Source organism: Blastococcus sp. KM273128, from assembly GCF_021698975.1.
Lineage (GTDB): Bacteria > Actinomycetota > Actinomycetes > Mycobacteriales > Geodermatophilaceae > Blastococcus.
This window is the reverse complement of record NZ_SSXA01000024.1, coordinates 1-23,583: the sequence shown is the minus strand read 5'-3', so window position 1 is coordinate 23,583 and position 23,583 is coordinate 1. Positions and strand designations below refer to the sequence as shown.

The following is a 23,583-nucleotide window of genomic DNA, read 5'->3' as shown; positions in this document are numbered from 1 at the left end:
CGTGTGCGCGGGCCACCCGCGACGACGCGGGTCGACGGAAGGAACAGCCGGGTGAAGACCAAGGGCGCGATCCTGTGGGGCGTGGGCGAGGAGTGGTCGATCGAGGAGATCGAGCTCGGTGATCCGCGGGAGGGCGAGGTCCAGGTCCAGCTCGCCGCCTCGGGGTTGTGCCACAGCGACGAGCACCTGGTCACCGGCGGCACCCCGGTGGCGTCCTACCCGGTCATCGGCGGCCACGAGGGCTCCGGCGTCGTCACCAAGGTCGGTCCCGGCGTCACCGGTCTGCAGGAGGGCGACCACGTCGTCACCGCCTTCATCCCGGCGTGCGGCACCTGCCCGCCCTGCTCGCGCGGGCAGCAGAACCTCTGCGACCTCGGCGCCAACCTGCTGGCCGGCACGTCGATCTCCGACGGCAGCTACCGCGTGCAGGCCCGCGGCAAGGACGTCATCCCGATGTGCCTGCTGGGCACCTTCTCGCCGTACATGACGGTGCACCAGGCCTCTGTCGTGAAGATCGAGCCCGACATCCCGCTCGAGGTCGCCGCCCTCGTCGGCTGCGGCGTCACCACCGGCTGGGGCTCGGCCACCAAGGTCGCCGACGTGCGGCCGGGCGAGAACGTCGTCGTCATGGGCGTCGGCGGCGTCGGGATGAACGCCGTCCAGGGCGCGGCCGCCGCCGGCGCGAAGCGGGTCATGGTGATCGAGCCGGTCGCGCAGAAGCGCGAGTGGGCCATGCAGATGGGGGCCACGCACGCCTTCGCGAACATCGAAGAGGCCACCCCGGCGATCAACGAGCTGACCTGGGGCCGCATGGCCGAGAAGACGATCATCACCGTCGGTGACATCCAGGGCGAGGACATCGCCGCCGCGCTCAGCGTCACGGGCAAGGGCGGCCGCGCCGTCGTCACCGGCATGGGCAACGCCGCCAACGTCGACGTCAAGCTCAGCCTGTTCGAACTCACGCTGCTGCAGAAGGACCTGCAGGGCGCGATCTTCGGCGGGCTGGCGCCGCGCAACGCGATCCCCGAGCTGCTCTCCCTCTACCAGGAGGGCCAGCTCAAGCTCGACGAGCTGGTGACCACGAAGTACCAGCTCGAGGACATCAACCAGGGCTACCAGGACATGCGCGACGGCAAGAACATCCGCGGGATGATCGTCTACGGCGACTCCGACCGTTGAGCCCGCGGGGCCACCGGCCCCGGTAGGTCCTCCATCCGCGCCGGTCGGTCTCTGCCCACTCCCCGTGGGCAGAGACCGACTGGCGCAGGGATGACTACCCCAGCAGCCGGGTGAGCGCCGGGCCCAGGTCGGCCAGCGAGCGCACCGGGGCGACCGAGCCCCCGCCGCGGGCCGCCAGCGCCCGCGACGCGGCGAGCGCCTCCTCCTCCGCCGTCCCGCCGGGCAGCGGGCACAGCACGTCCAGCCGGTCGATGCCGCCCAGGGCCGAGGCGGCGTCGTCCCCGGCGGTGGCCAGGCAGTCCGACAACAGCACGACCAGCCGCTCGTCGGCGTGCGCCGCCGTCCGCAGCTGCGCGGCCGCCGCCCGGAGCGCCGCCGCGAGGTCGGTCGTGCCGTGCCCGCGCAGGCCCACCAGCGCCAGCACCAGGTCCTCGGCCGAGCGGTGCCGGCCGTGCTGCTGCAGCACCTCGACCCGGTCGGCGAACGCCAGCACGCTCGTGCCCAGCCGCTCCCCGGCGGCCAGGACGACGCCCGCGGCGGCGACCGCGGCGATCGCCACCCCGAGCCCGCTCATCGAGCCCGACCGGTCGACGACGAGGCACACCGCACGGCGGGCACCGGTCCACCGCCGGGTCGCGACGTCCTCGGGGGCCGGCGGCCACGGGCCGGTCCACCGCTCCAGCGTGCGGTCCAGGTCCAGCTCGCCGTCGCCGCCGCGGGCGGTGACCAGCCGCCGGGTGCCCCGGGCGCGGGCCGCCCCCACCCGGCCCACCTGCACGAACACGCGGGCGGCGAGCCGGCGTGCGGCCGCGCGCAGCTCGCGGTCGGTGGCCGTCGCGAGGTCGGCGAGCAGCGCCGCCGCCGCGTCGGGGTCGGCGCCCATCAGCCCGGCGAACGCCTCCTCGTCGAGCTCGCCCACCTCGGGGCTGACCTCGTCGAAGGCGGCGTGCCGCAGCTGCAGCTCCCGGCGCGCGGTCTGCCGCGGGCCCCGCCGGGCCGGCCGCTCGCGCCGCGCGCCCCCGCTGTCCGGGCCTGCCGCCTCAGGCGGCAGGCCCCCCGCTTTTCCCGGGCCGTCCCCGGCGGGCGGCGGCGGCGCCCCGGGCGACGGGTCGGGGGGCGCACCGGCCGCGGCGGGCCACACCTGGTCGAGGATCTCGTCCAGCACGGACTCCGGGGTGCGCTCGACGCCCTCGGTCACCCGGATCCGGCCGGAGAGCGCCGCGTGCAGGGCGTCCCGCGCCGCCTCCCGTGCGCCGTCGTCGTCGAGACCGGCCAGGCCGCGGAGCCGCAGCAGCCCGTCGAGCAGCAGCACCAGGTCGACCGCGCCGCGCACCGAGGAGCCCGTGCGCAGGTCGCGGTGCCCGCGGGTGCCCCGCACCAGCGCCACCGCGAGGGCGACCGGCCGCGGCCGCGCACCGGTCACGGAGGCGACGATCTCCCGCTCCGCGGGCTCGTCCTGGTAGCCGAGCACCACCCGGCACATGCGGTCGGCGATCGCCTGGCCCACCCGCGCGGTGCCGATCGCGTCGAAGGGGTTCATCGCCGCGATCAGCCGGAAGCCCGCGGCCGCGCGCACCGTGCCCAGCCGGGGGACGGCGATCTCGCCCTCGGTCAGCACCGTGATGAGGACGTTGAGCGTCTCCTCGGGGATGCGGTTGAGCTCCTCCAGGTAGAGCAGCCCCGAGCCGCGCATCGCGGTGAGCAGCGGGCCGTCGGTGAAGCTCCCGGGCACGTACCCCTCGGCCATCACCGCCGCCGGGTCGTACGAGCCGACCAGCCGGGCCGGGGTCAGCTCGGCGTTGCCCTCGACGAAGACGACGTCGCGCCCCACCTCGCCGGCGACCGCTCGCAGCAGTGTCGACTTCCCCGTGCCGGGCGGCCCCTCCAGGACGACGTGCCGGTGGGTCTGCAGCGCGACCGTGAGCACCTCGCGCTCGCGCTGCAGCCCGATGACCGGGAGACCCTCGCTCACCGGCCGGACGCTACGGCAGATCAGCCGCCGAGGGTGTTCAGGTCGACCGGGTTCTCCGGCGCCGTGATCTCGACGGTCTCGCCGAACTCGCTGAACCGCACCGTGGCCGGGGCGTCGCCCTCGTCCTCGATGAGCAGCGGGTAGGGGGCGTCCTCGTCGTCGGCGACGGTGAGGGTGCTGCCGTCGTCCTGGGTGACGACGACGACCGGCTCGCCGTCGAGCTCGCCGGTGGTCACCTCGCCGGTGATCTCGCTGCCGCCGGAGGCGCGCAGCTCCTGCACGAGCCCGGAGAGGGTCAGCGTGCTGAACGAGCCCGCCGCCTCCTCGGGCATGAGCACCCACTGGCCCTCGAGCTGCCCGGCGAACTCGGCGGGCATGCCGAAGGAGGCCCAGAAGGCGGCCGGGGCCCGGACGTAGGCGGTGCCCGCGGTGTAGACCAGCTCGACGGTCGCGCCGTCCATCGTGATCGTGCCCTGGGCGTCCTCGCCCTGCAGCCGCAGGTCGAGCTCCTGCGTCGAGCCGCTCTCCTCGATCGACCCGACGACGTGCGCCGCACCGGCCTCCTCCAGGGCGCTGAAGGCGGTGTCGACCACCTCGGCGGCGTCCTGGTCGGCCAGCGAGCTCCCGCTCTCCTCGGCGGCGGTCGTCGTGGCCGGTGCTGCCGTGCCGGCGTCCTCGGAGCCGCCGCAACCGGCGAGCAGCAGGACGGCGGCGCCCGCCGTGGCGAGACGTTGGATGCGCATGGTTCCCCCCGGGTCCGGCGGCGCCGGTCGGCCCCGCCCGGCGCCATGGTGCCCGGCGGCGGCCCCCGCGGCGCCCACCGGGGTCGGCGTGGTCACCCCTCAGAGGGCCGGGCGCCGCCGGGGGAGCAGGGTCCGGGAGCGCCCGGCGGCCGCCGCGTCCAGCGGTACCGGGCTGCTCAGCACGGCCGGGCCCAGCCCCAGCACGCCGTCGGAGAGCGCCGCGCAGCGCACGCCCCCGCGCCCCCGCAGGCCGCGGTGCGCGCCGGGCGCGAGCACCAGGTCCATCCAGGCGCAGGGGTTGGCCGGCCGCCCCCCGCCCAGCAGCACCGGGCCCTCCCCGCAGTCGAGGGCGAACTCCCGGCCGCGCAGCGCCTCCACCTCCGCGCCGCGCAGCACCACGTTCCGCCGGGCGAGCAACGGGTCGAACGGACCGGCACCGAGCTCCGCGGCGAGCTCCTCCAGCGACTCCACCGCCAGCACGGTCACCTGCGCGTCGCGGTGGGCGGCCTTCCCGGCGTACCGGTCACCGACGATGCCCACGCCGGCCCGGACCTCCAGCCGCTCCCGCCGGTCGGCCGCCTGCCCGGGCACCGCCGTCCCCGGCCGGCCGTCGTACCGGTGCACCGGCGAGGCGAGCAGCCCCACGACCTCGACGTCGTAGCGGTGCCTCAGCGTTCCGCCGTCCCGTGGATGGGACCCTCGACCTCGGCCAGCCGCCGGCCGCTCCCGCCCCACCGGCCCTGGATGATCTCCGCCGCGATCGACACCGCCGTCTCCTCGGGCGTACGAGCGCCGAGGTCCAGGCCGATCGGCGAGGCGAGCCGGGCGAGCTCCCCGTCGGTCAGGCCCGCTTCGGACAGCCGGGCGAGCCGTTCGTCGTGCGTGCGGCGCGAGCCCATGGCCCCGACGTAGGCGACCGGGGTGCGCAGCGCGACCTCCAGCAGCGGGACGTCGAACTTCGGGTCGTGGGTGAGCACGCAGAGCACGGTGCGCTCGTCGATCCGCCCGGCGTCGACCTCGGCCTGCAGGTAGCGGTGCGGCCACTCGACGACGACCTCGTGCGCCTCCGGGAACCGCTTCGGCGTCGCGAACACCGGCCGGGCGTCGCAGACGGTCACCCGGTAGCCGAGGAAGGCCCCGACGCGGGCGACGGCGGCGGCGAAGTCGATGGCACCGAACACCACCATCCGGGCCGCCGGGGCGAAGGAGTTCACGAACAGCGTCAGGTCGTCGCCGCGCCGCTCGCCGTCGTGACCCACGTGCAGCAGGGCGGTGCGGCCGGCGGCCAGCATGCCGCGGGCGTCGTCGGCGACGGCGTCGTCCAGCCGCCGGGAGCCCAGCGTGCCGGAGGTGCGGTCGGGCCAGAGCACCAGCCGGCGGCCCAGCCGGTCCTCCGGCCCGGCCACCACGGTGACGACGGCGACCGGCTCGTGCCGGCCCACCGACTCCGCGACCTCACCCAGCTCCGGGAAGGACTCGCGGGACACCGGCTCGACGAAGACGTCGAGGATGCCGCCGCAGGTCAGCCCGACGGCGAAGGCGTCGTCGTCGCTGACGCCGTAGCGGCGGAGCACCGGCTCGCCGGTCTCGACCGCGTCCTTGGCCTCCTCGTACACCGCACCCTCGACGCAGCCGCCCGAGACGCTGCCGACCGCGGTGCCGTCGGGCCCGACGAGCATCGAGGCGCCGGCCGGCCGCGGCGCCGAGCGCCAGGTGCCCACGACCGTGCCCACGCCGACGGTCTCCCCCGCCTGCCACCAGCCGACGAGGTCGTCCAGCACGTCACGCATGGGCTCGCCCTCCCGCACCGCGATGTTCCACGTGCAACGCCTCAAGCACGGGCGATCACTCCCGACAGCTCCTCGAACGCGGCCATGCTGTGCCCGGCCACGAAGTGGTCGACCGACGGCAGCGCCGCCTGCATCCCGCCGGTGAGGGGTTCGTACCCCACGCGGCCCTTGTGCGGGTTGACCCAGACCACGGTGTGCGCCAGCCGCTTGAGCCGCGCCATCTGCTCGGCCAGCAGCGCGGCGTCCCCGCGTTCCCAGCCGTCGCTGCAGACGACGACGACCGCCCCCCGCGCGGTGCCGCGCTGCCCCCACCGGTCGAGGAACGCCTTGAGCACCTCGCCCAGCCGCGTGCCGCCGGACCAGTCGGGGATCGCCTCGCCCCCGGCGGCCAGCGCCCGGTCGGGGTCGCGCAGCCGCAGCTCGCGGGTGACGCGGGTCAGCCGGGTGCCGATCGTGAACACCTCGGTGGACGCCGGCCGAGCCCGCACGGCCGCGTGCGCGAAGCGCAGCAGCGCATCGGCGTAGGGGGTCATCGACCCCGAGACGTCGACGAGCAGCACCACGCGTCGCGGCCGGGGCCGGGCCCGGCGGTGCACCAGCCGGCTGACCTCCCCGCCGTCGCGCAGCGCCCGCCGCACCGTGCGGGCGGGGTGCACCGAGCCGTGGGCGGCCGGCCGGCGGCGCCGGGCGGGGCGCATCGGCGCCGCCGGGACCAGCAGCGCGAACAGCCGCCGCAGGTGGGCCTTCTCCGCATCGGTCAGCCCGGCGACGTCGCGGTGGCGCAGCACCTCGTCGGCGCTGGCCCGGGCCGCGAGATCGGGGGCGTCGGGGTCCTCGTCGCCCTCGCCGGTGCCGGCGTCCAGCGGCGCGCTCGCGGCCAGCCGCGGCCGCACCTGCGCCGCCGCGGGGGCGGGCCGGGGGCGGCGGCCCGAGAACCAGGCGAGGAAGGCGGCGTCGTAGCGGTCCAGGTCGTCCGGCCCGGCGCAGAGGGTGAGCCGGCCGGCCCAGTAGACCGCCGAGGGCCGCAGGACGTCGAGGTGGCCGAGCGCGGCGAGCATGGCCTGGACCCGGTCCGGGGAGGCGGTCACGCCCGCGTGCCGCAGCGTCCGGGCGAAGCCCAGCACCGTGTCCACCACATCCCGCTCAGCCACCGAGCAGCGCCTCCGGCGTCAGCGACCGCACCCGCTCGGTGTCCTCCCGGTACTTGAGCACCGCGCCGAGGGTGCGCGCCGCCAGGTCCGGGTCGAGGTCCCGCGCCCCCAGGGTGTGCAGCGCCGTCGCCCAGTCCATGGCCTCGGCGACACCGGGCGGCTTGAGCAGGTCGAGGGTGCGCAGCGTCGCCGTCGCCCGGGCCACCTGGCGGGCCAGCTGCTCGGTGACCTGCGGCAGCCGGCGGCGCAGGATCGCCACCTCGCGGTCGAAGTCGGGGTGGGCGAGCCAGTGGTAGAGGCAGCGGCGCTTGAGGGCGTCGTGCACCTCGCGCGTGCGGTTGGAGGTGAGGACCACCAGCGGGGGCACCTCCGCCCGCACGGTGCCGAGCTCGGGGATGGAGATGGTGAAGTCGGAGAGGATCTCGAGCAGGAACGCCTCGAACTCGTCGTCGGCGCGGTCCACCTCGTCGACGAGCAGCACGCTCGGCGCATCCTCCAGCGCCTGCAGCAGCGGGCGGGCCAGCAGGAAGCGGCGGTCGTAGAGCGAGGCCTCGAGCCGGGCGGGGTCGTCGGCGGCGTGCGCGGCCTCGGCGGCGCGCAGGTGCAGCAGCTGGCGGCCGAAGTCCCAGTCGTAGAGCGCCTGGCTGGCCTCCAGCCCCTCGTAGCACTGCAGCCGGTAGAGCGGCCGGCCGGTGATCTGCGCCAGCGCCTGGGCCAGGGCCGTCTTGCCGACGCCGGCCTCGCCCTCGAGGAACAGCGGCCGGTGCATGGCCAGCGCCAGGTGCGCGGCGGTGGCCAGCCCCTCGTCGGCCAGGTAGCCGGTGCCCTCGAGCGCGGCAGCCAGCTCTACGGGGTTCCCGGGGACCGTGCGCTCGCTCACACGCAGCAGCATCCCACCCGGCCACCGGCGACCGCGCCCGCACCGCCTCCCGGCGTCGGGCACGATGACCGCATGCCGACCGCCGCCCCCGACGCGCTCGCCCTCGGCGACGACCTGCGCGCCTTCGTCGACGCCTCGCCCTCCCCCGCCCACGCGGTCGCCGAGCTCGTGCGCCGGCTGCGCGAGGCCGGCTTCACCGAGCTCGCCGAGGCCGACTCGTGGGCGCCCGCCCCCGGCGGGCAGCACTTCGTCGTCCGGCACGGCAGCGTCATCGCCTTCCGCCTGGGCAGCGGCCCGCTCGCCGAGACCGGCATGCGGCTGGTCGGCGCGCACACCGACTCCCCCACGTTCAAGGTCCGCCCGCGCTGGGAGGTCCGGCAGTCCGGCTACCGCCTCGTCGGCGTGGAGCCCTACGGCGGCGGCCTCTGGCACACCTGGCTGGACCGCGAGCTCACCGTGGCCGGCCGGCTGGTGCTCCGTGGTGGGCGCACCACCCTGGTCCGGCTGCACGGGGCACCGCTGCGGCTGCCCTCGCTCGCCATCCACCTGGACCGGAGCGTCCGGGAGGGGCTGACGCTCGACCCGCAGCAGCACCTGGTACCGGTGTGGGACCGCGACCTCGGCACCGGGCCCGGCCTGGCCGAGGCGCTGGCCGACGCGGCGGGCGTCGAGCTCGGCGACGTCGTCGGCACCGACCTGGTGCTGGCCGACACCCAGCCCTCGGCGCGCGCCGGGGCGGACGGCACCTGGGTGGCGGCGCCGCGGCTGGACGACCTCGCCTGCTGCCACTCCGGGCTGCTCGCGCTGCTGGCCGCCCCCGCCGGGGCGCGCACGCAGGTGCTGGTCTGCAACGACCACGAGGAGGTGGGCAGCGGCTCGATGTCCGGCGCCCGCGGCAGCTTCCTCGAGGACGTCGTCCGCCGGCTCGCCGCCGCGACCGATGCCGGCGACCCGCAGGCCGCGCAGCGGGCGCTGGCGCGCTCGGTGCTGGTGTCGGCCGACATGGCCCACGCCGTGCACCCGACCCGCGCCGAGCGGCACGAGCCCGCGCACCGGCCCGAGCTCGGCGGTGGGCCGGTGCTCAAGGTCAACGCGAACCAGGCCTACGCGACCGACGCGGCGTCGGGCGGCTGGTTCACCGAGCGCTGCGACGAGGCGGGCGTGCCCGTGCAGACCTTCGTCACCCGGGCGGACCTGCCCTGCGGCAGCACGATCGGGCCGCTGACGGCGACCCGGCTCGGCGTCACCACCGTCGACATCGGCGCCCCGATGCTCGGCATGCACTCCTGCCGCGAGCTCGCCTCGGCCCGCGACGTCCCGCTGATGGTCGGCGCCCTGACGGCCTGCTTCGCCGACTGACCGCGCCCGGGCGCGACGACCCCGGCGTCCGGGAACGACGACGGCGGCCGACCGGAGTCTCGTCTCGGTCGGCCGCCGCGCGTCAGGGGTTCCCCGGCCGTGGCCGGGGGGCGCTCACATGCGCCGGTTGGTGTCGTCCGCGCCGTCGACCTCGATCTCCTCCTTGCGGAGGGTCTCGTCGACCTGCACGTTGTCGGTGACGGTCTCCTTGTCCAGGCGGACCCGCTCGACCGGCGTGGCCTCCTTGGAGACGACCGGCTTCTCGGCGCGGAGGGTGACCTCGTGCTCCTCCTCGCTGATCGCCGGCCCGTCCATGGCGTTGCCGGCGTTGGCGTCCGTGATCGGCTCGCGCTCGACCCGGACCTCCTCGTGCGAGACGGGGACGGTCTCGGTGACGTTCTCGCTCACGACGTACTTGCGCAGCCGGGCGCGGCCGACCTCCTCGGAGCGGGTGCCGACCTCCAGCCGCTCCTCGGAGCGGGTCATGGCGTTGTCGGTGGTCGGGCCGGAGGTGTCGTGGCCGACCGTGCCGCGGGCGTCGGTGCGCTCCGTGTCGGTGTACCCGGCGTCGGTGCGGCCGGTACCGGCCATGCCCGCGGTCCCGGCCATGCCGGTGGTGTCGGTCGTCGTCGTGGTCTCGGTCCGACCGGTGGTCCCCGTGCCGAGGCCGTAGTACCGGTACAGCTCCTCCTCCTCCTGCGGGGAGAGGTGACCGTCGGTGTCGATCTTGGGTGCGTCCTTGACGCGGTCCTTGCTGACCGGTACGCGCAGGCCGTCGTCGGTCAGGTCGGCGTCACGGATCGGGACGAAGGACTCCTTGGTCCCGAACAGCCCGGTGCGGACGGTCACCCACTCCGGCTGGCCGGTCTCGTCGTCGAGGTAGACCTCGGAGGCCGACCCGATCTTCTGACCCTCGGTGTCGTAGACGTCCTGGCCGATCACGCGGCTGATGGTCTCGGTGCCGATCATCGTCGTTGTCGCTCCTATCTGAGCTCGGGTGACGTTCGTCGCTCCGATGGGTGACCGGCACGATCCCGGCGAAACGAGCGGATCGAGATCAACAGCCGCAGCCACCCGCTCCCGGTGCCGCATGCGCCGCCGCCGGACGGTGGCGCTCCGCGCCGGATCCACCATTCCCGCAGGTCACGAGCGGGGTCTGTGCGGTCAGCGGGCAGCAGCACCGCGCCCGCCGACCGCCCGACGATTCGTGACTCTGCGTCATGCCCGGTTGCCCGGGCGTGTCGTGCGGGATCGGTCCGGCACGACCTCCCCGGCGCGTCGTCCACGACCGCGCGCGAGGCGTGCCTAGCGTCGTCGCGTGCCTCCCCGTTCGCCGTACGACGACCTGGTCCACCCCCGCACCGTGAAGAAGCCGGTGCCGCAGGTCGAGGCCGAGCGCGACCTCGTGGTGGAAGACCCGAGCTCCGGGTTCGTGGGTGCCGTGGTGCGCTGCGAGAAGGACGTCGTCCACCTCGAGGACCGCCACGGGCGCGTCCGCGCCTACCCGCTGGGCCCCGGCTTCTGGGTCGACGGCCGGCCGGTGGTGCTGGTGCGCCCCAAGCCGGTGACGCCGGCCGGGCCGGCCCGCAGCGCCTCGGGCTCCACCTACGTCGCCGGCGCCCGCGCCCGGGTCGCCCGCGAGGGGCGCATCTACGTGGAGGGCAAGCACGACGCGGAGCTGGTCGAGAAGGTGTGGGGCCACGACCTGCGCATCGAGGGCGTCGTCGTCGAGCCGCTGCACGGCGTGGACGACCTGCCCGGGATCGTGCGGGACTTCCGGCCGGCGTCGGGGCGGCGGCTCGGCGTGCTGGTCGACCACCTGGTGCGCGGCTCCAAGGAGTCGCGCATCGCCGAGCAGGTGACCGGGCAGCACGCCCTGGTCGTCGGCCACCCGTTCATCGACATCTGGCAGGCGGTGAAGCCGTCGGTCGTCGGGATCAAGGCGTGGCCGACCGTGCCGAAGGGCGAGGACTGGAAGACCGGCGTCTGCCGCCGGCTGGGCTGGGAGGACGACACCGGCTACGTCTGGGCCCAGCGCATCCTGGCCCGCGTGCGCACCTGGACCGACCTGGAGCCCGCCCTCATCGGCCGGGTCGAGGAGCTCATCGACTTCGTGACGACGGACTGACCCCGGCCACGATCAGGTGACCTGACCCCCGAGCGTCCTCCCTCACCGTCTGCGCCGAGGGAGGACCCCCTGCGGCGCGGGAGGACGTCGACCGAGGTCACCCCCGGCAGGCGCGACACCTCGGCAGGCGGGACCGGACGACGAGCCCGGTGGCGACGACGGCGAGCAGCGGCACCACGACCGCGAGGCCGGTGAGCAGCAGCCACGGGACGTCGACCACCGGGTTCACGCCGGCCCCGTAGTCGATGCTGGTCAGCGGGTAGGCGACCGCGACCCCCGGCGCGAGCCCCATCAGGACTCCCAGCAGCGCTCCCCCGCCGGCCATCACCGCCGCCGACCCCATCGCCACGAACCGGCGGGTCCGCGGGGCGGCTCCGAGAGCGGCGAGGGTGGCGAAGTCCGGTCGCGCAACGGTCAGCGCCAGCCCGGTCGCGGTACCGGTGGCCACCAGGACCCTTGACGACCGGCCGCCGCTGACCCATTGTGCTAATCGCTTGAGTCAATGGAGGAGTGGAGGGCCGCGTGGCCGGGATCCCATTGCTGGTGCTCACCGCTCTGCTGGCGACCGTCGCCGTCGGCACCGCGCTCGCGCACCGCTCGCCACCGAGCCGGGAGCGCGCCGTCGCCGCCGCCCGGGTGCACGCGGCCCGGTCCACCGCCGCCGCCTACCTCCTCGGCGCGGCGGCGGCCGTCGTCGTCGGCGAGGCGGAGGTGGGCAACTCCGCACCGGGCGGGCTCGGCGTCACGGTGCTCCTCGTGCCGATCACCTTCGGGGTCGTGCACGTCGCCGTCCTGGCGGCGGGCGAGCTGACCTGGCCGCGGCCGCGCGGGGAGGTGCGCCGGGCCCGGCTGGTCCGGCGCGGGCTGCTCGACGCCGCACCGCGGTGGCTGGTCCGCACGACGGCGGTGGCCGCCGCGCTGGCCGTGGTCGTCGTGGTGGCCGGGGCGCTGACGGCCGAACCGGACGGCCGGAGCTTCCGCTTCCAGCCCGACCCCACGCGGGCCACGGGTGGCAGCCCGTTCCCGGGGCTGTTCTACGGCCGTCCGGCGGCGCTGGGCCTCCTGGTGCTGGCGGTCGTCGCCGGGGTGGCGCTGTGGGTCGTCGCGAACCGGCCGGCCGTGGCCACCGAGGACGAGCGAATCGAGGCGGCGCTGCGCCGGGCCTCGGCGCACCGGGTGCTGCGGGCCACCGCCGCCGTGACCGCCGTCGTGGCGGGCGGCCTGGTGCTCATCGCGGGGATGCGCCTGCACTCGGCCGGGGCGAACACCGGGACGGCGCTGCTCGCCACCGCCGGCACCGCCGTGGCCCTGCTCGGCCTGCTGGCCGTCCTCGCCGGCGTGGTCCTCTGCGCTCTGCGGGCGCCCGGCGTCCCGGCCGACGAACCGGCGCCGCTGCGGTGAGCTCCCCGCCCGGCATCACCGTCGACCTCGCCAGCCCGGTCCCGCCCTACGAGCAGATCCGCGGCCAGGTCGCCGCGCTCGTGGGCGCCGGGGAGCTCCCGGACGGGGCGCGGCTGCCCACGATCCGCGCGCTCGCCGCCGACCTCGGGGTGGCCGCTGGCACCGTGGCGCGGGCCTACGCCGAGCTGGAGCAGGCCGGGCTGGTGGCCAGCCGCCGCCGGACGGGCACCGTCGTGACCGCCGGGAGCAGCGGACGGCCCGCACCCGAACGGGTGCGGGCCGTCGCCGAGTCGCTGGCGCGGGCGGCGCGCGAGGACGGCGTGGACGACGCAACCGTGCTGGCCGTCGTCCGCGCCGCCCTGCTGCGCGCCGCGACCGGGGCTCAGCCGGGGATGTAGTTGAAGTTGTCCGGGTCGGGGCCGGTGCGCTCGCCGCGGTCCAGGCCGGTCAGCGTGGCCATGTCGTCGCGGTCCAGCTCGAAGTCGAACAGCGCGAAGTTCTCCTCCATGCGCTCGCGGGAGGAGGACTTGGGGAAGACGACGTCGCCGCGCTGCACGTGCCAGCGGAGGACCACCTGGGCCGGGGTGCGGCCGAGGCGCTCGGCGATCCCGGTGATGGCCGGGTCGCCCAGCACCTTGCCCTGGGCGATCGGCGACCACGCCTCGGTCACGATCTGGTGCTCGGCGTCGAACGCGCGGACGTCGTCCTGCGCCAGGTAGGGGTGCACCTCGATCTGGTTGACGGCGGGGACGACCTCGGTCTCGTCGAAGAGCCGCTGCAGGTGGTGCGGCTTGAAGTTCGAGACGCCGATCGCGCGGCAGCGGCCGTCGCGGTAGATCTCCTCCATGGCCTTCCAGGTCTCGACGTAGTCGACGTCGATGCCCGGCAGCGGCCAGTGGATGAGGAAGAGGTCGAGCTGGTCGAGGCCGAGGTCGGCGAGGGTCCGGTCGAAGGCGCGCAGCGCGTCGTCGCGGCGGTGGAAGCCGTTGTTCAGCTTGCTGGTCACGAAGATCTCGCCGCGGTCGATGCCGGAGCGGGCCACGGCCTCGCCGACACCCTTCTCGTTGCCGTACATCTCGGCGGTGTCGATGTGCCGGTACCCCACCTCGAGCGCCGTCGCGACGGTCTCGGCGGTCTCCTCCGGCGGAACCTGGTACACGCCGAACCCCAGCTGCGGGATCTCGACGCCGTTGTTCAGGGCGATGGAGGGCACGGTGGCCACAGGCTGATCCTTCCGGTTCGGGGGAGGGCCGCGAGCCGCACGGTCGGTCGTGCGCGATCGGCCCGTCACCCGCCTACCCGGTGGTGCGGTCCTCAACCAGGTCTGCTCGTGCGGGCCGGTCGCCGACGAGCGCCGCCCCGCCCAGCGCGAGCAGCGCCACGAACGCGGCGGCGACCGCGGGCACGGCGAACGCCGTCTCGGCCCCCCAGGCGTCCACCGCGGCCCCGGCGACCGCCGAGCCGACGGTGACGCCCAGCGTGAGCCCCGAGATCGTCCAGGCCAGCGACTCGGTGAGCAGGCCGGGCGCGGTGCGGGACTCCACCAGCGAGGTGCCCGAGACCAGCACCGGCGCGATGGTCAGCCCGGCGAGGAAGCCGCCGCCGACGAGCACGGCCAGCGACCCGACGCCCCACAGGAGCTGCGCGGCCAGCCCGAAGGCGACCGCCGTCGCCACGAACCGCGAGGCCAGCGTGCCCGGCAGCCGCGCGAGGCCGTACACCAGCCCGGCCACCAGGCTGCCCGCGGCGAAGACGGCGAGCGCCACCCCGGAGAACGCGGGGGCGCCCTCGGCCTCGGCGAAGCCGACCACCACGACGTCGATCGCGCCGAACACCGTGCCCACCGCCAGGTAGGTGACGGTGACGACCAGCAGGGTCGGAGTCAGCACCGCCCACCAGCGCGCGGTGGCCGACCCCGCAACGGGGTGCGGCGGCGGGTCCGTGTCGCGCAGACCGGCCAGCCAGAGCCCGCCGACCGCCCCCAGGACGACGCCGGTGAGGAATCCCACGGGCGGGGCGACGAGGGTGGCCAGGAAGGTGACCAGCGGCGGGCCGACGACGAACACCACCTCGTCGACGACGGCCTCGAAGGCGAACGCCGTCTGCCGCCCGGCCGGGTCGAGGGCCGCGGCCCACCGTGCGCGCACCAGCGACCCGATGTTCGGGCTGCTGCCCCCGACCGCCGCCGCGAGCACGAACCAGCTCCAGCGGGGCGCCCCGCCGACCACCGCGGCGACGAACGCGACGCCCGTGAGGCCGAAGCAGACCATCGCCAGGCGGAGCACCGGCCCCTGCCCGCGGCGGTCCATGGCCCGGGCCCACTGCGGCCCGGCGATGCCGTAGCTCAGCGCGAGGGCGCCGGCGACGGCCCCGGCCAGGCCGTAGCTGCCGGTCTCCTGCGAGATCAGCAGCACCGCCCCCAGGCCGAGCATGGGTGCGGGCAGCCGCCCCACCCACCCGGCCAGGGAGAAGGCCACGGACCCGGGGACGGCGAACAGGCGGCTGTACGGGCTGAAGACGGTGCGGGCCGACACGGTTCTCTCGCGCTTCCTGGCCACGGGCGAGTGCGGGACGTCCTCCGCCGGTCTCTCGGGTGGCGAGGGCACGGTAGCAACGGCGACCCGGCGGCGCCCGCGCGATTCCGCCCCGCCACGTGTCGCCCGGCGCGGCTACATTCGGCCCATGACCGGCGCAGACCTCCCCGACCCCGTGGTCCGCCGCGGCGTGGGCGCGGTGGCCTCCGGCTCCGGCGGCCTGGTCGACCGGTACGGCCGCACCGCCACCGACCTGCGGGTGTCGCTCACCGACCGGTGCAACCTGCGCTGCACGTACTGCATGCCGCCCGAGGGCCTGCAGTGGCTGCCCAAGGTCGAGCAGCTCACCGACGAGGAGGTCGCCCGCCTCGTCCGCATCGGGGTGGAGCACCTGGGCATCCGCGAGGTGCGCTTCACCGGGGGTGAGCCGCTGCTGCGCCCGGGCCTGGTCGGCATCGTCGCCGCCGCCACCGCGCTCCGCCCGCGGCCCGAGGTCAGCCTCACGACCAACGCCATCGGGCTGTCCCGCACGGCGCCCGCGCTGGCCGAGGCCGGGCTGGACCGCATCAACGTCAGCCTCGACACCCTCGACCGGGAGCGGTTCAAGCAGCTCACGCACCGCGACCGGCTCGACGACGTCCTCGCCGGGCTCGCCGCCGCGCGCGACGCCGGGCTCACCCCGGTGAAGGTCAACGCCGTCCTGCTGCACGGCATCAACGACGTCGACGCCGTCCCGCTGCTCGACTACTGCCTCGAGCAGGGCTACGAGCTGCGCTTCATCGAGCAGATGCCGCTGGACGCCCACCACGCCTGGACGCGGGGGCGCATGGTCACCGCGGAGGACATCCTCGAGCGGCTGACGGCGGCCCACGAGCTCACCCCCGACAGCGAGGAGCGGGGCTCCGCGCCGGCCGAGCGCTGGCTCGTCGACGGCGGCCCGGCGACGGTCGGGGTGATCGCCTCGGTCACCCGCTCCTTCTGCGGCGCCTGCGACCGCACCCGGCTCACCGCCGACGGGCAGGTCCGCAACTGCCTGTTCGCCCGCGAGGAGTCCGACCTGCGCACGCCGCTGCGCGAGGGCGCCACCGACGCCGAGCTGGCCGACCGCTGGCGGATCGCCACGCTGGGGAAGCTGCCCGGCCACGGCATCGACGACCCGTCCTTCCTGCAGCCCAGCCGCCCGATGTCGGCGATCGGCGGCTGAGGTGCCCGCCGTCACCGTCCGCTACTTCGCCGGCGCCCGCGCCGCGGCCGGCGTCGACACCGAGCCCTGCGAGGCCGACACCCTCGACGAGCTCGTCGTGCGCATCTCCGGCACGCACGGGGCGCGGCTGGAGCGGGTCCTCACCGCCTGCTCGTTCCTGGTCGACGGCGCGCAGCCCCGCGACCGGGCGGCGCCGCTGCCCGCCGGTGCGGTGGTCGACGTCCTCCCGCCCTTCGCCGGGGGCTGAACCACTCGGCCACGGGCCGGACGGCTCTCCTCCGGGGCCGCACGGCCTTTGCCGCGGGCCGCGTGCACCGGGAGGATGTCCTCCATGAGCATCTTCGACAAGGCGAAGGCGAAGGCCGAGGAGCTGTTCGGCCGGGCCGAGGAGCTGTACGGGGAGTCCCACGGCGACGCCGCGGCGAAGGTCGACGGGGAGGCCCACCGGCTGGAGGCCGAGGCCGAGGAGGCCGAGCTCGAGCGCGACGAGCGGACCGACGACGACGGGCTCGCCGGGGCCCGCTGATCCTGCTGCGGGCGGTTGGCGCCGCCCGCCCCGGGTAATACGGTCGCCATGGTTCCGGTAGGAATCGCAGACGTCGCCCCGTGGCCGGACTGGCGAGCGGCCGCGGAGGGAGCGCTCGCCTTCCTGGCCGAGCACGTCGGCTGGGACGTCTGGATGGTCACCCAGGTGGTGGACGACCGGCAGATCGTCCTCCTGGCCCATCCCGACCGCGCCGTGCGTCCCGGCACGGAACTGCCCTGGGAACGCAGCTTCTGCCGCCAGATGATCGAGGGCAACGCCCCCCGCCTCGCCACGGTGACGGCCGCCGTCCCCGAGTACGCCTCGCGCACGACCGGCCCGCTGCGCGACATCGCCGCCTACGTCGGCATCCCGCTCCTCACCCGCGACCTGCAGCTGTTCGGCACCCTGTGCGGGGTGGCCTACCGGGCGAAGCCGCGCAGCGCCGCCCGGGAGCTCTCCGTCGTCGAGGCCGCCGCCCGCATGCTCAGCACCCTCATGGCCGCCGGCTGGGACCCGCCACCCCTGCCGGGCGAGCCCGGCCGGGAGGTGGTGAGCTGAGCCGGTGCGCGCCCACCAGCTGACCGGTCCCGTCTGCCACCACGGGGAGGGTCCGGTGTGGTCGCCGGCGTGGGGCGGCCTGCGCTGCGTCGACATGCTCGCCGGTGACGTGCTCGCGGTCGGGGAGGACGGCGCGGTCACCCGCCGGCACGTCGGCGCAGTCGCGGCGGCGCTCCGACCGCGCCGCGGGGGTGGCGCGGTCATCGCCGTCGAGCGCGGCTTCGCGCTGGAGGCGCCGGACGGGTCGCTGACCGAGCTGGGCCCGGTGTGGGAGGACCCCGGCGTCCGCATGAACGACGGCGGCTGCGACCCCGACGGCCGCTTCTGGTGCGGCTCCATGGCCTACGACCAGACGCCGGGCGCCGCCGCGCTGTACCGGCTGGACCCCGACGGCAGCGTGCACGAGGTCTTCGACGGCGTCACCGTCTCCAACGGGCTGGCGTGGAGCCCGGACGGGTCGCTGGCCTACTACGCCGACACGGCCACCCACCGCATCGACGTCCTCGACTACGACCGGGACACCGGGCTGACCGGCCGCCGCCCGTTCGTGACCTTCGCCGACGACGGCAACCCCGACGGGCTCACCGTCGACGCCGAGGGCGGCGTCTGGGTGGCGCTCTACGGCAGCGGTGAGGTGCACCGCTACGACGCCGGCGGCCGGCGGGACGCCGTGGTCGAGCTGCCCACGCCCCAGGTGACCGCGTGCACCCTCGGCGGCCCCGGGCTGGACCGGCTGTTCGTCACCACGTCGGCCGAGGGCGGGCTGGACGACGGCGTCGCGGGGTCGCTGTTCACCGTCGACGCCGGCGTGCGCGGGCTGTCGGTGCGGGAGTTCGCCGGCTGAGGGTCCGCCTACGGGCAGGCGACCCACTCCTCCTCGCCGTCGCCGAACACCTGCCGCTTCCAGATGGGCAGCCGCTTCTTCACCTCGTCGACGAGCTCGGCGCAGGCGCTGAACGCCTGGCCGCGGTGGGAGGCGCTGACCGCGCAGGCGAGCGCGACGTCCCCGATGCCGAGCAGGCCGATGCGGTGGCTGACGGCGACGGCGTGCAGCTCGGGGCGGGCGGCGAACTCCCCGGCCAGCTCGGCGAGGACGTCGGCCGCGCTCGGGTGGCCGACGTACTCGAGCTCGGTCACCGAGCGGCCGCCGTCGTGGTCGCGGACGACTCCGGCGAAGGAGACCACCGCCCCCGCCGCCGCGACCGAGACGGCCTCCTCGTGCTCGGCGACGGACAGCGGCGCGTCCACGACCCTGGCGATCACGGCGCCGACGCTACCCCCGGCGGCGGCACGTCGAGGTCGACCGGATCGGCCAGGCCGGTGCAGTCCACCTCGACGACGTCGTGCGCGGCCAGGTAGCGGCGGGCGCCCTCGTCGCCGGTCGCGGTCTCCGCGACGCCGGCCCAGTGCTCCCGCCCGATCAGCACCGGGTGGCCGCGGACGCCGTCGTAGGTGGCGGTCGCCAGCGCGCCCGGGGCGGCGTGCGCGGCGACGGCGGTGAGCGCCTCGGGCGTCATGCCGGGCATGTCGACCAGCGTGACCAGGGCGGCGTCCACCGTGCCGGGGAAGCCGCGCAGCCCGTCCAGGCCGGTGCGCAGCGAGGAGGCCATGCCGGTCTCCCAGTCCTTGTTCGCCAGCACGGTCGCGCCGGTGAGGTCCGCCGTGCGCCAGACGTCGACCGCGCGGGCGCCCAGCACGACCAGGACGACGTCGCAGGCCGCGCGCGCCGTCCGCACCGCGCGCTCGACCAGCAGGCTGCCCTCGTACTCGACCAGCGCCTTGGGCATCCCGTAGCGGCGGCCGCCCCCGGCGGCCAGGACGACGGCGGCTGTGGTCATGCCGCCACTCTCTCAGCGCGCGTAGACGGCGACCTCGGAGGCCTTCACGCCGGCCCACACCTCGGCGCCGGGGGCGAGCCCCATCTCGGCGAACGAGGTGGCGGTGACGTCGGCGACGAGCGGCACCTCGCCGTCGAGCTCGCAGCGCACCGTGGCCCCGTGCGGGGTGGCCCCGACCACGCGCTCCCGCCAGAGGTTGCGGGTGCTGCCGTCCGGCCGGGTGGCGTAGAGGGCCACGGACTCGGGGCGGATGGCGGCGAACACCGGCCCGGTGACCTCCTCGGCGACCGCCACCGCCGCCCCGCCGTCGAGCCGCACCGACCGGCCCTCGCCGGTGCCCGGGAGCAGCGAGAGCCCCACCAGGCGGGCCACGTAGTCGGTGCGCGGCCGGCGGGCCACCTCGACGGGGGTGCCCGCCTGGACTACGCGCCCCTCCTCGAGGACGACGACGCGGTCGGCGAGCGCCATCGCGTCGACCGGGTCGTGGGTGACCAGCACGGTGCCGCCGCGGAAGCCGGCCAGGTGGCGGCGCAGCTCCGCTCGGACGGTGAGCCGGGTGCGCGCGTCCAGGGCCGACAGCGGCTCGTCGAGCAGCAGGAGGGCCGGGTCGCCGACCAGCGCGCGGGCGAGCGCCGCCCGCTGCGCCTGCCCCCCGGAGAGCTCGGCCGGCCGCCGGTCACCCAGCCCGTCGAGCCCCACGCGGGCCAGCCATCCCGCCGCGGCCGCCCGCGCCTCCGCCCGGCGGGTGCCCCGCGTGCGCAGGCCGAAGGCGACGTTGTCGGCGACGCTCAGGTGCGGGAAGAGCAGCGCGTCCTGGAACACCATGCCCAGCGCCCGCCGGTGCGCCGGGCGGGAGGTGCTCCCGTCGTCCCAGACCTCGCCGCCGACCACGACGCGACCCTCGTCGGGGCGCAGCAGGCCGGCCAGCACCCGCACGAAGGTGGACTTGCCCGCGCCGTTGGGGCCGAGGAGGGCGAGCACCTCGCCGTCGGCCACCTCGACGTCGACCCGGAGGTGGAGCCCGCCCCGGCGGGTGCCGACGGACGCCTGCAGGCTCACGCGGCCCCCGTCCGGCCCAGCCAGCGGTCGCGGAGCAGCAGCAGCGTGGCCAGCGAGACCGCCAGCAGCACCACCGAGAGGACGATCGCCGCGTCCGGGTCGCGCTGCAGGGCCAGGTAGACCGCCAGCGGCATCGTCTGCGTGGTGCCCGGGAAGTTGCCGGCGAAGGTGATCGTGGCGCCGAACTCCCCGAGCGCCCGGGCCCAGCACAGCACCGCGCCGGCCGCGACCCCCGGCGCGACCAGCGGGAGGGTGACGCGGCGGAACGTCGTCCAGCGGCCGGCGCCGAGCGTCGCCGCGACGTCCTCGAAGCGGGTGTCCGCGGCGCGCAGCGCTCCCTCGACGCTGATCACCAGGAACGGCATCGCCACGAACGTCTCGGCGATGACGACGGCGGCGGTGGTGAACGGGATCGTGATGCCGAACGCGTCGTCCAGCCATGAGCCGACGATCCCCTGCCGGCCCAGCACGAGGAACAGCGCGACGCCGCCCACGACCGGCGGCAGGACCAGCGGCACGGTGACCAGGGCCCTGAGCACCGAGCGGCCGCGGGCCCGCGATCGGGCCAGCACCCACGCCAGCGGGACGCCGAGCACCAGCGAGAGCGCGGTGGCGAGCGTCGCCGAGACCAGGGACAGCCGCAGCGCCTCGCCGACGGCCGGCTCCGCCAGCTGGCCGGCCAGCTCCGACCAGGGGGTGCGGACGAGGAGGCCCAGCAGCGGGAGGACGAGGAAGGCGACACCGAGCGCGGCGGGGACGAGCAGCGGGACGGGGACGCCAGCGCCCTCGCGGGTCCGGCTCACGGCCGCTGGAACCCGGCGTCCGCCAGCGCGGCCTGCCCCGCGTCGGAGAGCACGAGGTCCACGAAGGCCCGGGCCGCCTCCGCGTTGGGCGCGCCGGACGGCACCGCGATCGGGTAGCGGTTCACCGCCCGGGCGGACTCGCTGAAGGCGTAGGCCAGGACGGCGTCGCCCGCGGCGTGCACGTCGGAGACGTAGACCAGGCCCGCGTCGACCTCGCCGAGCTCGACCAGGCTGAGCACCGAGCGCACGTCCTCGGCGTAGGTGTCCGGGACGTCGGCCAGCCCCGCCGCCCGGAGCACCTGGGCCGCCGCCTCCCCGCACGGCACCTCGGGGGCGCACACGGCCATCGTCGGATCACCGGTCACCAGGTCCCGCAGCGACGGGATCCCGGCGCCGTCCGGCGCGGTCACCCCGGCCGAGCCGTCCGCCGGGACGGCGAGCATCAGCCGGTTGGCGGCGAACAGTTCCGCCCGCGTCACCAGCCCGGCGTCCTCCAGCCGCGCCATCTGGGTCTCGTCCGCGCTGGCGAACACGTCCGCCGGCGCCCCCTGCACCAGCTGGGTGGCCAGCGCGGAACTGCCCGAGTAGCTGATGCGCACGTCCAGCTCCGGGTGCTCCTCCTCCATCCGGGCCCCCAGTTCCGTGAAGACGTCGATCAGCGAGGCGGCGGCGAACACGGTCAGGGTGCCGGTGGCCCCGCCGTCCGCTGCCGGGCCGCCGCCGTCCTGCGCCGGATCGGTGCAGCCGGCGAGGGCCAGCAACGCCGCCACGAGCAGGGCACGCGTGCGCACGGATCCTCCTCGGGGTCGACCGCTCCTGCGGCAGACGACAGCAGATGCGGCCGCATCTGCGCAAGTGGCCAGGGCTGCACGACCCGCGGATGCGGGGTCAGGGCACGTCGACGCTGACCTGCGTGGCCTTGACCGTCGCGACCGCCCGCACACCGACCACGAGCCCCAGCTCGTCGGCCGCCTCGCGGGACATCAGGGAGACGACGCGGAAGGGCCCGGCCTGGATCTCCACCTGCGCCATGACCCCGTCGCGGACGACGTTGGTGACGATGCCGGCGAGCCGGTTGCGGGCCGAGGACGGGGTCGTCCCGGGCTCTGGGGCCTCGCGGAGCTGGGTGGCGAGCCGGGCCAGGTCGGCGCCCTCGATGACCGCCGGGCCCCCACCGTCCCGGTGCGCCGGCAGGCGGCCGCCGTCCACCCAGCGGCGGACCGTGTCGTCGCTGACGCCGAGCAGCGCGGCCGCCTCGGCGATGCGGTAGGTGGCGCCCACGGCAAGACCCTAGCCGTGGCTGTGGACGACCGGCCCCGTCCACAGCGCGCCCGCTCCAGGCCCCGGCCCGGGCGGGCACCATGCCTGGCGTGGACGACGACTCCTGGCTCGCGGACCTCCTCCAGCACCGGGCCCCGCTGCTCGCCGACGCCGGGATCGCGGCCGAGCTGGCGGCCACGCTCGGCACGCGCGGGGTCGCGCTCGACGAGGGCGGCCGCGTGACGCGCGCCCTGCTCGCCGCGCTGGACGGGACGTGGGAGCGGGGATGGCAGCCGGCCGACGTCGCGCACGCCGCTAGGCGGCAGGTCGGCGCGGGGGCGGTGCCGCTGCTCGTGGCGCTGGTCGCGGAGCACGCGCGCCGAAGCGACGCCGCGTCCCGGGCCCCGGAGAGCTGGGTCGGGCAGCTGCGCGAGCTCGGGGCGCTGGAGGGCGCTCCGCCCGCCGGCACGGCGGTCGCCGCGTGGCACCGGGCGGAGCGGCGGGCCCCGGCCGAGGCGTGGCGCATCGTGCTGCAGCTGACCGGGCTGCTGCACACCACCGTGCACCTGGAGCTGCTCGTGCCGCCGCCGTCGCGGTGGGGTGCCGCCCGGCCGCGGGCCACCGGGCCGGTCGTGGACGACGACCGGGCGCTGCGCCGGATCCGCGGGCTGCTGGCCAAGGCCGAGTCGACGGCGTTCCCCGAGGAGGCCGAGGCGCTGACCGCCAAGGCGCAGGAGCTCATGACCCGGCACGCGGTGGACGCAGCCCTGCTCGGTGACGGGTCGCCGTCCGGGATCGACGTCGACACCCGCCGGGTGCACGTCGCCGACCCGTACGCGCGGGCCAAGACGCAGCTGCTGGGCGCGGTCGCGGAGGCCAACGGCGTGCGGCTGGTCTGGTACCAGGGGCTGGGCATCGCCACCCTGGTCGGGGTGCGGGCCGATCTGGACGCAGTGGAGCTGCTGTTCACCTCCCTGCTGCTCCAGGTCGCCCAGGCGCTCGCCGCCGCGGAGCGGCAGGAGGGCAGGCGCTCCAGTTCGCGGACGTTCCGCCGCGCGTTCCTGCTGGGTTACGCCCACCGCATCGGGGAGCGGCTAGCTGTAGCGACCAGGGACGTTGTTGACAGTCGGCGTGGTGGCTTGATCACGGCGGAGACCTCCGGCAGGAGTGGCGGTGCTTGACGTCGCCGTTCCCAACC

At 76.1% G+C, this 23,583-nt stretch carries 27 protein-coding genes; 11 read left to right on the top strand and 16 right to left on the bottom strand.

What is annotated here, in order from left to right; translation table 11 throughout:
- Positions 1–51: 51 nt before the first annotated feature.
- Positions 52–1,179 (top strand): NDMA-dependent alcohol dehydrogenase, encoded by a 1,128-nt coding sequence (locus E9529_RS09195; protein WP_236830855.1) that lies wholly within the window; start codon positions 52–54, stop codon positions 1,177–1,179.
- A gap of 94 nt (positions 1,180–1,273) precedes the next feature.
- Here the strand turns inward: E9529_RS09195 and E9529_RS09190 are convergent, their stop codons facing one another.
- From E9529_RS09190 to E9529_RS09165, 6 genes are all read right to left on the bottom strand, one after another.
- Complete coding sequence (locus E9529_RS09190) at positions 1,274–3,151, bottom strand: MoxR family ATPase (RefSeq protein ID WP_236830854.1); 1,878 nt, start codon at positions 3,149–3,151, stop codon at positions 1,274–1,276.
- 20 nt (positions 3,152–3,171) lie between these two features.
- Entirely contained in the window at positions 3,172–3,894 is a 723-nt protein-coding gene (locus E9529_RS09185) for a hypothetical protein (protein WP_236830853.1), read from the bottom strand.
- Positions 3,895–3,993: 99 nt separating this feature from the next.
- Complete coding sequence (locus E9529_RS09180; protein WP_236830852.1) at positions 3,994–4,539, bottom strand: MOSC domain-containing protein; 546 nt, start codon at positions 4,537–4,539, stop codon at positions 3,994–3,996.
- A 23-nt stretch (positions 4,540–4,562) separates the two neighbouring features.
- Entirely contained in the window at positions 4,563–5,684 is a 1,122-nt protein-coding gene (locus tag E9529_RS09175) for an XdhC/CoxI family protein (protein WP_236830851.1), read from the bottom strand.
- 41 nt (positions 5,685–5,725) lie between these two features.
- Positions 5,726–6,835, bottom strand: coding sequence for a VWA domain-containing protein (locus E9529_RS09170; protein ID WP_236830850.1), 1,110 nt, complete (start codon positions 6,833–6,835; stop codon positions 5,726–5,728).
- Entirely contained in the window at positions 6,828–7,715 is an 888-nt protein-coding gene (locus tag E9529_RS09165; RefSeq protein WP_236830849.1) for a MoxR family ATPase, read from the bottom strand. Before E9529_RS09165 ends, E9529_RS09170 begins: the two co-directional genes overlap by 8 nt.
- A 72-nt stretch (positions 7,716–7,787) precedes the next feature.
- Here E9529_RS09165 and E9529_RS09160 point away from each other — a divergent pair, with 72 nt between their 5' ends.
- The gene (locus tag E9529_RS09160) at positions 7,788–9,074 is read left to right on the top strand and encodes a M18 family aminopeptidase (protein ID WP_236830848.1); all 1,287 of its coding nucleotides are present in this window, start codon (positions 7,788–7,790) and stop codon (positions 9,072–9,074) included.
- 114 nt (positions 9,075–9,188) lie between these two features.
- On the opposite strand, the gene E9529_RS09155 is transcribed toward E9529_RS09160, so the two are convergent.
- Entirely contained in the window at positions 9,189–10,043 is an 855-nt protein-coding gene (locus E9529_RS09155; RefSeq protein WP_236830847.1) for a DUF2382 domain-containing protein, read from the bottom strand.
- Between the two features lie 349 nt (positions 10,044–10,392).
- Here E9529_RS09155 and E9529_RS09150 point away from each other — a divergent pair, with 349 nt between their 5' ends.
- Complete coding sequence (locus E9529_RS09150) at positions 10,393–11,202, top strand: DUF3097 domain-containing protein (protein WP_236830846.1); 810 nt, start codon at positions 10,393–10,395, stop codon at positions 11,200–11,202.
- A gap of 97 nt (positions 11,203–11,299) precedes the next feature.
- Here the strand turns inward: E9529_RS09150 and E9529_RS09145 are convergent, their stop codons facing one another.
- Positions 11,300–11,650, bottom strand: a complete 351-nt coding sequence (locus tag E9529_RS09145) for an FtsX-like permease family protein (protein WP_236830845.1) — start codon at positions 11,648–11,650, stop codon at positions 11,300–11,302.
- A gap of 74 nt (positions 11,651–11,724) precedes the next feature.
- On the opposite strand from E9529_RS09145, the gene E9529_RS09140 reads away from it, so the two are divergent.
- Together E9529_RS09140 and E9529_RS22680 are read left to right on the top strand one after the other, a co-directional pair.
- On the top strand, positions 11,725–12,603 hold the full coding sequence (locus tag E9529_RS09140; protein ID WP_236830844.1) for a hypothetical protein: 879 nt from the start codon (positions 11,725–11,727) through the stop codon (positions 12,601–12,603).
- Entirely contained in the window at positions 12,600–13,001 is a 402-nt protein-coding gene (locus E9529_RS22680) for a GntR family transcriptional regulator (protein ID WP_308195268.1), read from the top strand. Before E9529_RS09140 ends, E9529_RS22680 begins: the two co-directional genes overlap by 4 nt.
- Here E9529_RS22680 and E9529_RS09130 read toward each other — a convergent pair.
- Complete coding sequence (locus E9529_RS09130; RefSeq protein ID WP_236830843.1) at positions 12,986–13,825, bottom strand: aldo/keto reductase; 840 nt, start codon at positions 13,823–13,825, stop codon at positions 12,986–12,988. The genes E9529_RS22680 and E9529_RS09130 overlap by 16 nt on opposite strands.
- Before the next feature lie 73 nt (positions 13,826–13,898).
- Complete coding sequence (locus tag E9529_RS09125) at positions 13,899–15,137, bottom strand: MFS transporter (RefSeq protein WP_236830842.1); 1,239 nt, start codon at positions 15,135–15,137, stop codon at positions 13,899–13,901.
- 148 nt (positions 15,138–15,285) lie between these two features.
- Here E9529_RS09125 and moaA point away from each other — a divergent pair, with 148 nt between their 5' ends.
- The 5 genes from moaA (at position 15,286) to E9529_RS09100 (ending at position 18,269) form a co-directional block, all read left to right on the top strand.
- Positions 15,286–16,341, top strand: a complete 1,056-nt coding sequence (gene moaA, locus E9529_RS09120; RefSeq protein WP_236830841.1) for a GTP 3',8-cyclase MoaA — start codon at positions 15,286–15,288, stop codon at positions 16,339–16,341.
- Between the two features lies 1 nt (position 16,342).
- A complete protein-coding gene (locus E9529_RS09115) occupies positions 16,343–16,588 on the top strand; it encodes a MoaD/ThiS family protein (RefSeq protein WP_236830840.1) in 246 nt (81 codons plus the stop codon).
- 84 nt (positions 16,589–16,672) lie between these two features.
- Entirely contained in the window at positions 16,673–16,867 is a 195-nt protein-coding gene (locus E9529_RS09110) for a hypothetical protein (protein WP_236825446.1), read from the top strand.
- Between the two features lie 48 nt (positions 16,868–16,915).
- Positions 16,916–17,425, top strand: a complete 510-nt coding sequence (locus E9529_RS09105) for a histidine kinase (RefSeq protein ID WP_236830839.1) — start codon at positions 16,916–16,918, stop codon at positions 17,423–17,425.
- A gap of 4 nt (positions 17,426–17,429) precedes the next feature.
- Complete coding sequence (locus E9529_RS09100; RefSeq protein ID WP_236830838.1) at positions 17,430–18,269, top strand: SMP-30/gluconolactonase/LRE family protein; 840 nt, start codon at positions 17,430–17,432, stop codon at positions 18,267–18,269.
- A gap of 8 nt (positions 18,270–18,277) precedes the next feature.
- Here E9529_RS09100 and E9529_RS09095 read toward each other — a convergent pair whose 3' ends face one another.
- The 6 genes from E9529_RS09095 to E9529_RS22675 all read right to left on the bottom strand — a co-directional run bounded on the left by E9529_RS09095 (position 18,278) and on the right by E9529_RS22675 (position 22,406).
- Positions 18,278–18,688 (bottom strand): molybdenum cofactor biosynthesis protein MoaE, encoded by a 411-nt coding sequence (locus E9529_RS09095; protein WP_236830837.1) that lies wholly within the window; start codon positions 18,686–18,688, stop codon positions 18,278–18,280.
- Positions 18,685–19,263, bottom strand: a complete 579-nt coding sequence (locus E9529_RS09090; RefSeq protein WP_236830836.1) for an NTP transferase domain-containing protein — start codon at positions 19,261–19,263, stop codon at positions 18,685–18,687. The genes E9529_RS09095 and E9529_RS09090 overlap by 4 nt, the downstream gene beginning before the upstream one ends.
- Before the next feature lie 12 nt (positions 19,264–19,275).
- Positions 19,276–20,322: an ABC transporter ATP-binding protein gene (locus E9529_RS09085; protein ID WP_236830835.1), complete on the bottom strand. Its 1,047-nt coding sequence runs from the start codon at positions 20,320–20,322 to the stop codon at positions 19,276–19,278.
- Positions 20,319–21,125 carry an ABC transporter permease gene (locus tag E9529_RS09080; RefSeq protein ID WP_236830834.1) on the bottom strand — a complete coding sequence of 269 codons (807 nt, stop codon included), beginning with the start codon at positions 21,123–21,125 and terminating at the stop codon, positions 20,319–20,321. The genes E9529_RS09085 and E9529_RS09080 overlap by 4 nt, the downstream gene beginning before the upstream one ends.
- Positions 21,122–21,916 (bottom strand): molybdate ABC transporter substrate-binding protein, encoded by a 795-nt coding sequence (gene modA / locus E9529_RS09075; protein ID WP_236830833.1) that lies wholly within the window; start codon positions 21,914–21,916, stop codon positions 21,122–21,124. Before modA ends, E9529_RS09080 begins: the two co-directional genes overlap by 4 nt.
- A gap of 97 nt (positions 21,917–22,013) precedes the next feature.
- Positions 22,014–22,406, bottom strand: a complete 393-nt coding sequence (locus tag E9529_RS22675; RefSeq protein ID WP_236830832.1) for a molybdopterin-binding protein — start codon at positions 22,404–22,406, stop codon at positions 22,014–22,016.
- Positions 22,407–22,495: 89 nt separating this feature from the next.
- Between E9529_RS22675 and E9529_RS09065 the strand changes: the two genes are divergently transcribed.
- Entirely contained in the window at positions 22,496–23,566 is a 1,071-nt protein-coding gene (locus E9529_RS09065; protein ID WP_236830831.1) for a DUF2786 domain-containing protein, read from the top strand.
- The last annotated feature ends 17 nt before the right edge of the window (positions 23,567–23,583 follow it).

What these genes read in the sequence shown, in the direction of transcription:
- E9529_RS09110 (WP_236825446.1), top strand. Translation starts at nt 16,673, where the DNA reads ATGAGCATCTTCGACAAGGCGAAGGCGAAGGCCGAGGAGCTGTTCGGC.
- E9529_RS09175 (WP_236830851.1), bottom strand. Translation starts at nt 5,684, where the DNA reads ATGCGTGACGTGCTGGACGACCTCGTCGGCTGGTGGCAGGCGGGGGAG.
- E9529_RS09105 (WP_236830839.1), top strand. Translation starts at nt 16,916, where the DNA reads ATGGTTCCGGTAGGAATCGCAGACGTCGCCCCGTGGCCGGACTGGCGA.
- E9529_RS09155 (WP_236830847.1), bottom strand. Translation starts at nt 10,043, where the DNA reads ATGATCGGCACCGAGACCATCAGCCGCGTGATCGGCCAGGACGTCTAC.
- E9529_RS09160 (WP_236830848.1), top strand. Translation starts at nt 7,788, where the DNA reads ATGCCGACCGCCGCCCCCGACGCGCTCGCCCTCGGCGACGACCTGCGC.
- moaA (WP_236830841.1), top strand. Translation starts at nt 15,286, where the DNA reads ATGACCGGCGCAGACCTCCCCGACCCCGTGGTCCGCCGCGGCGTGGGC.
- E9529_RS09090 (WP_236830836.1), bottom strand. Translation starts at nt 19,263, where the DNA reads ATGACCACAGCCGCCGTCGTCCTGGCCGCCGGGGGCGGCCGCCGCTAC.
- E9529_RS09185 (WP_236830853.1), bottom strand. Translation starts at nt 3,894, where the DNA reads ATGCGCATCCAACGTCTCGCCACGGCGGGCGCCGCCGTCCTGCTGCTC.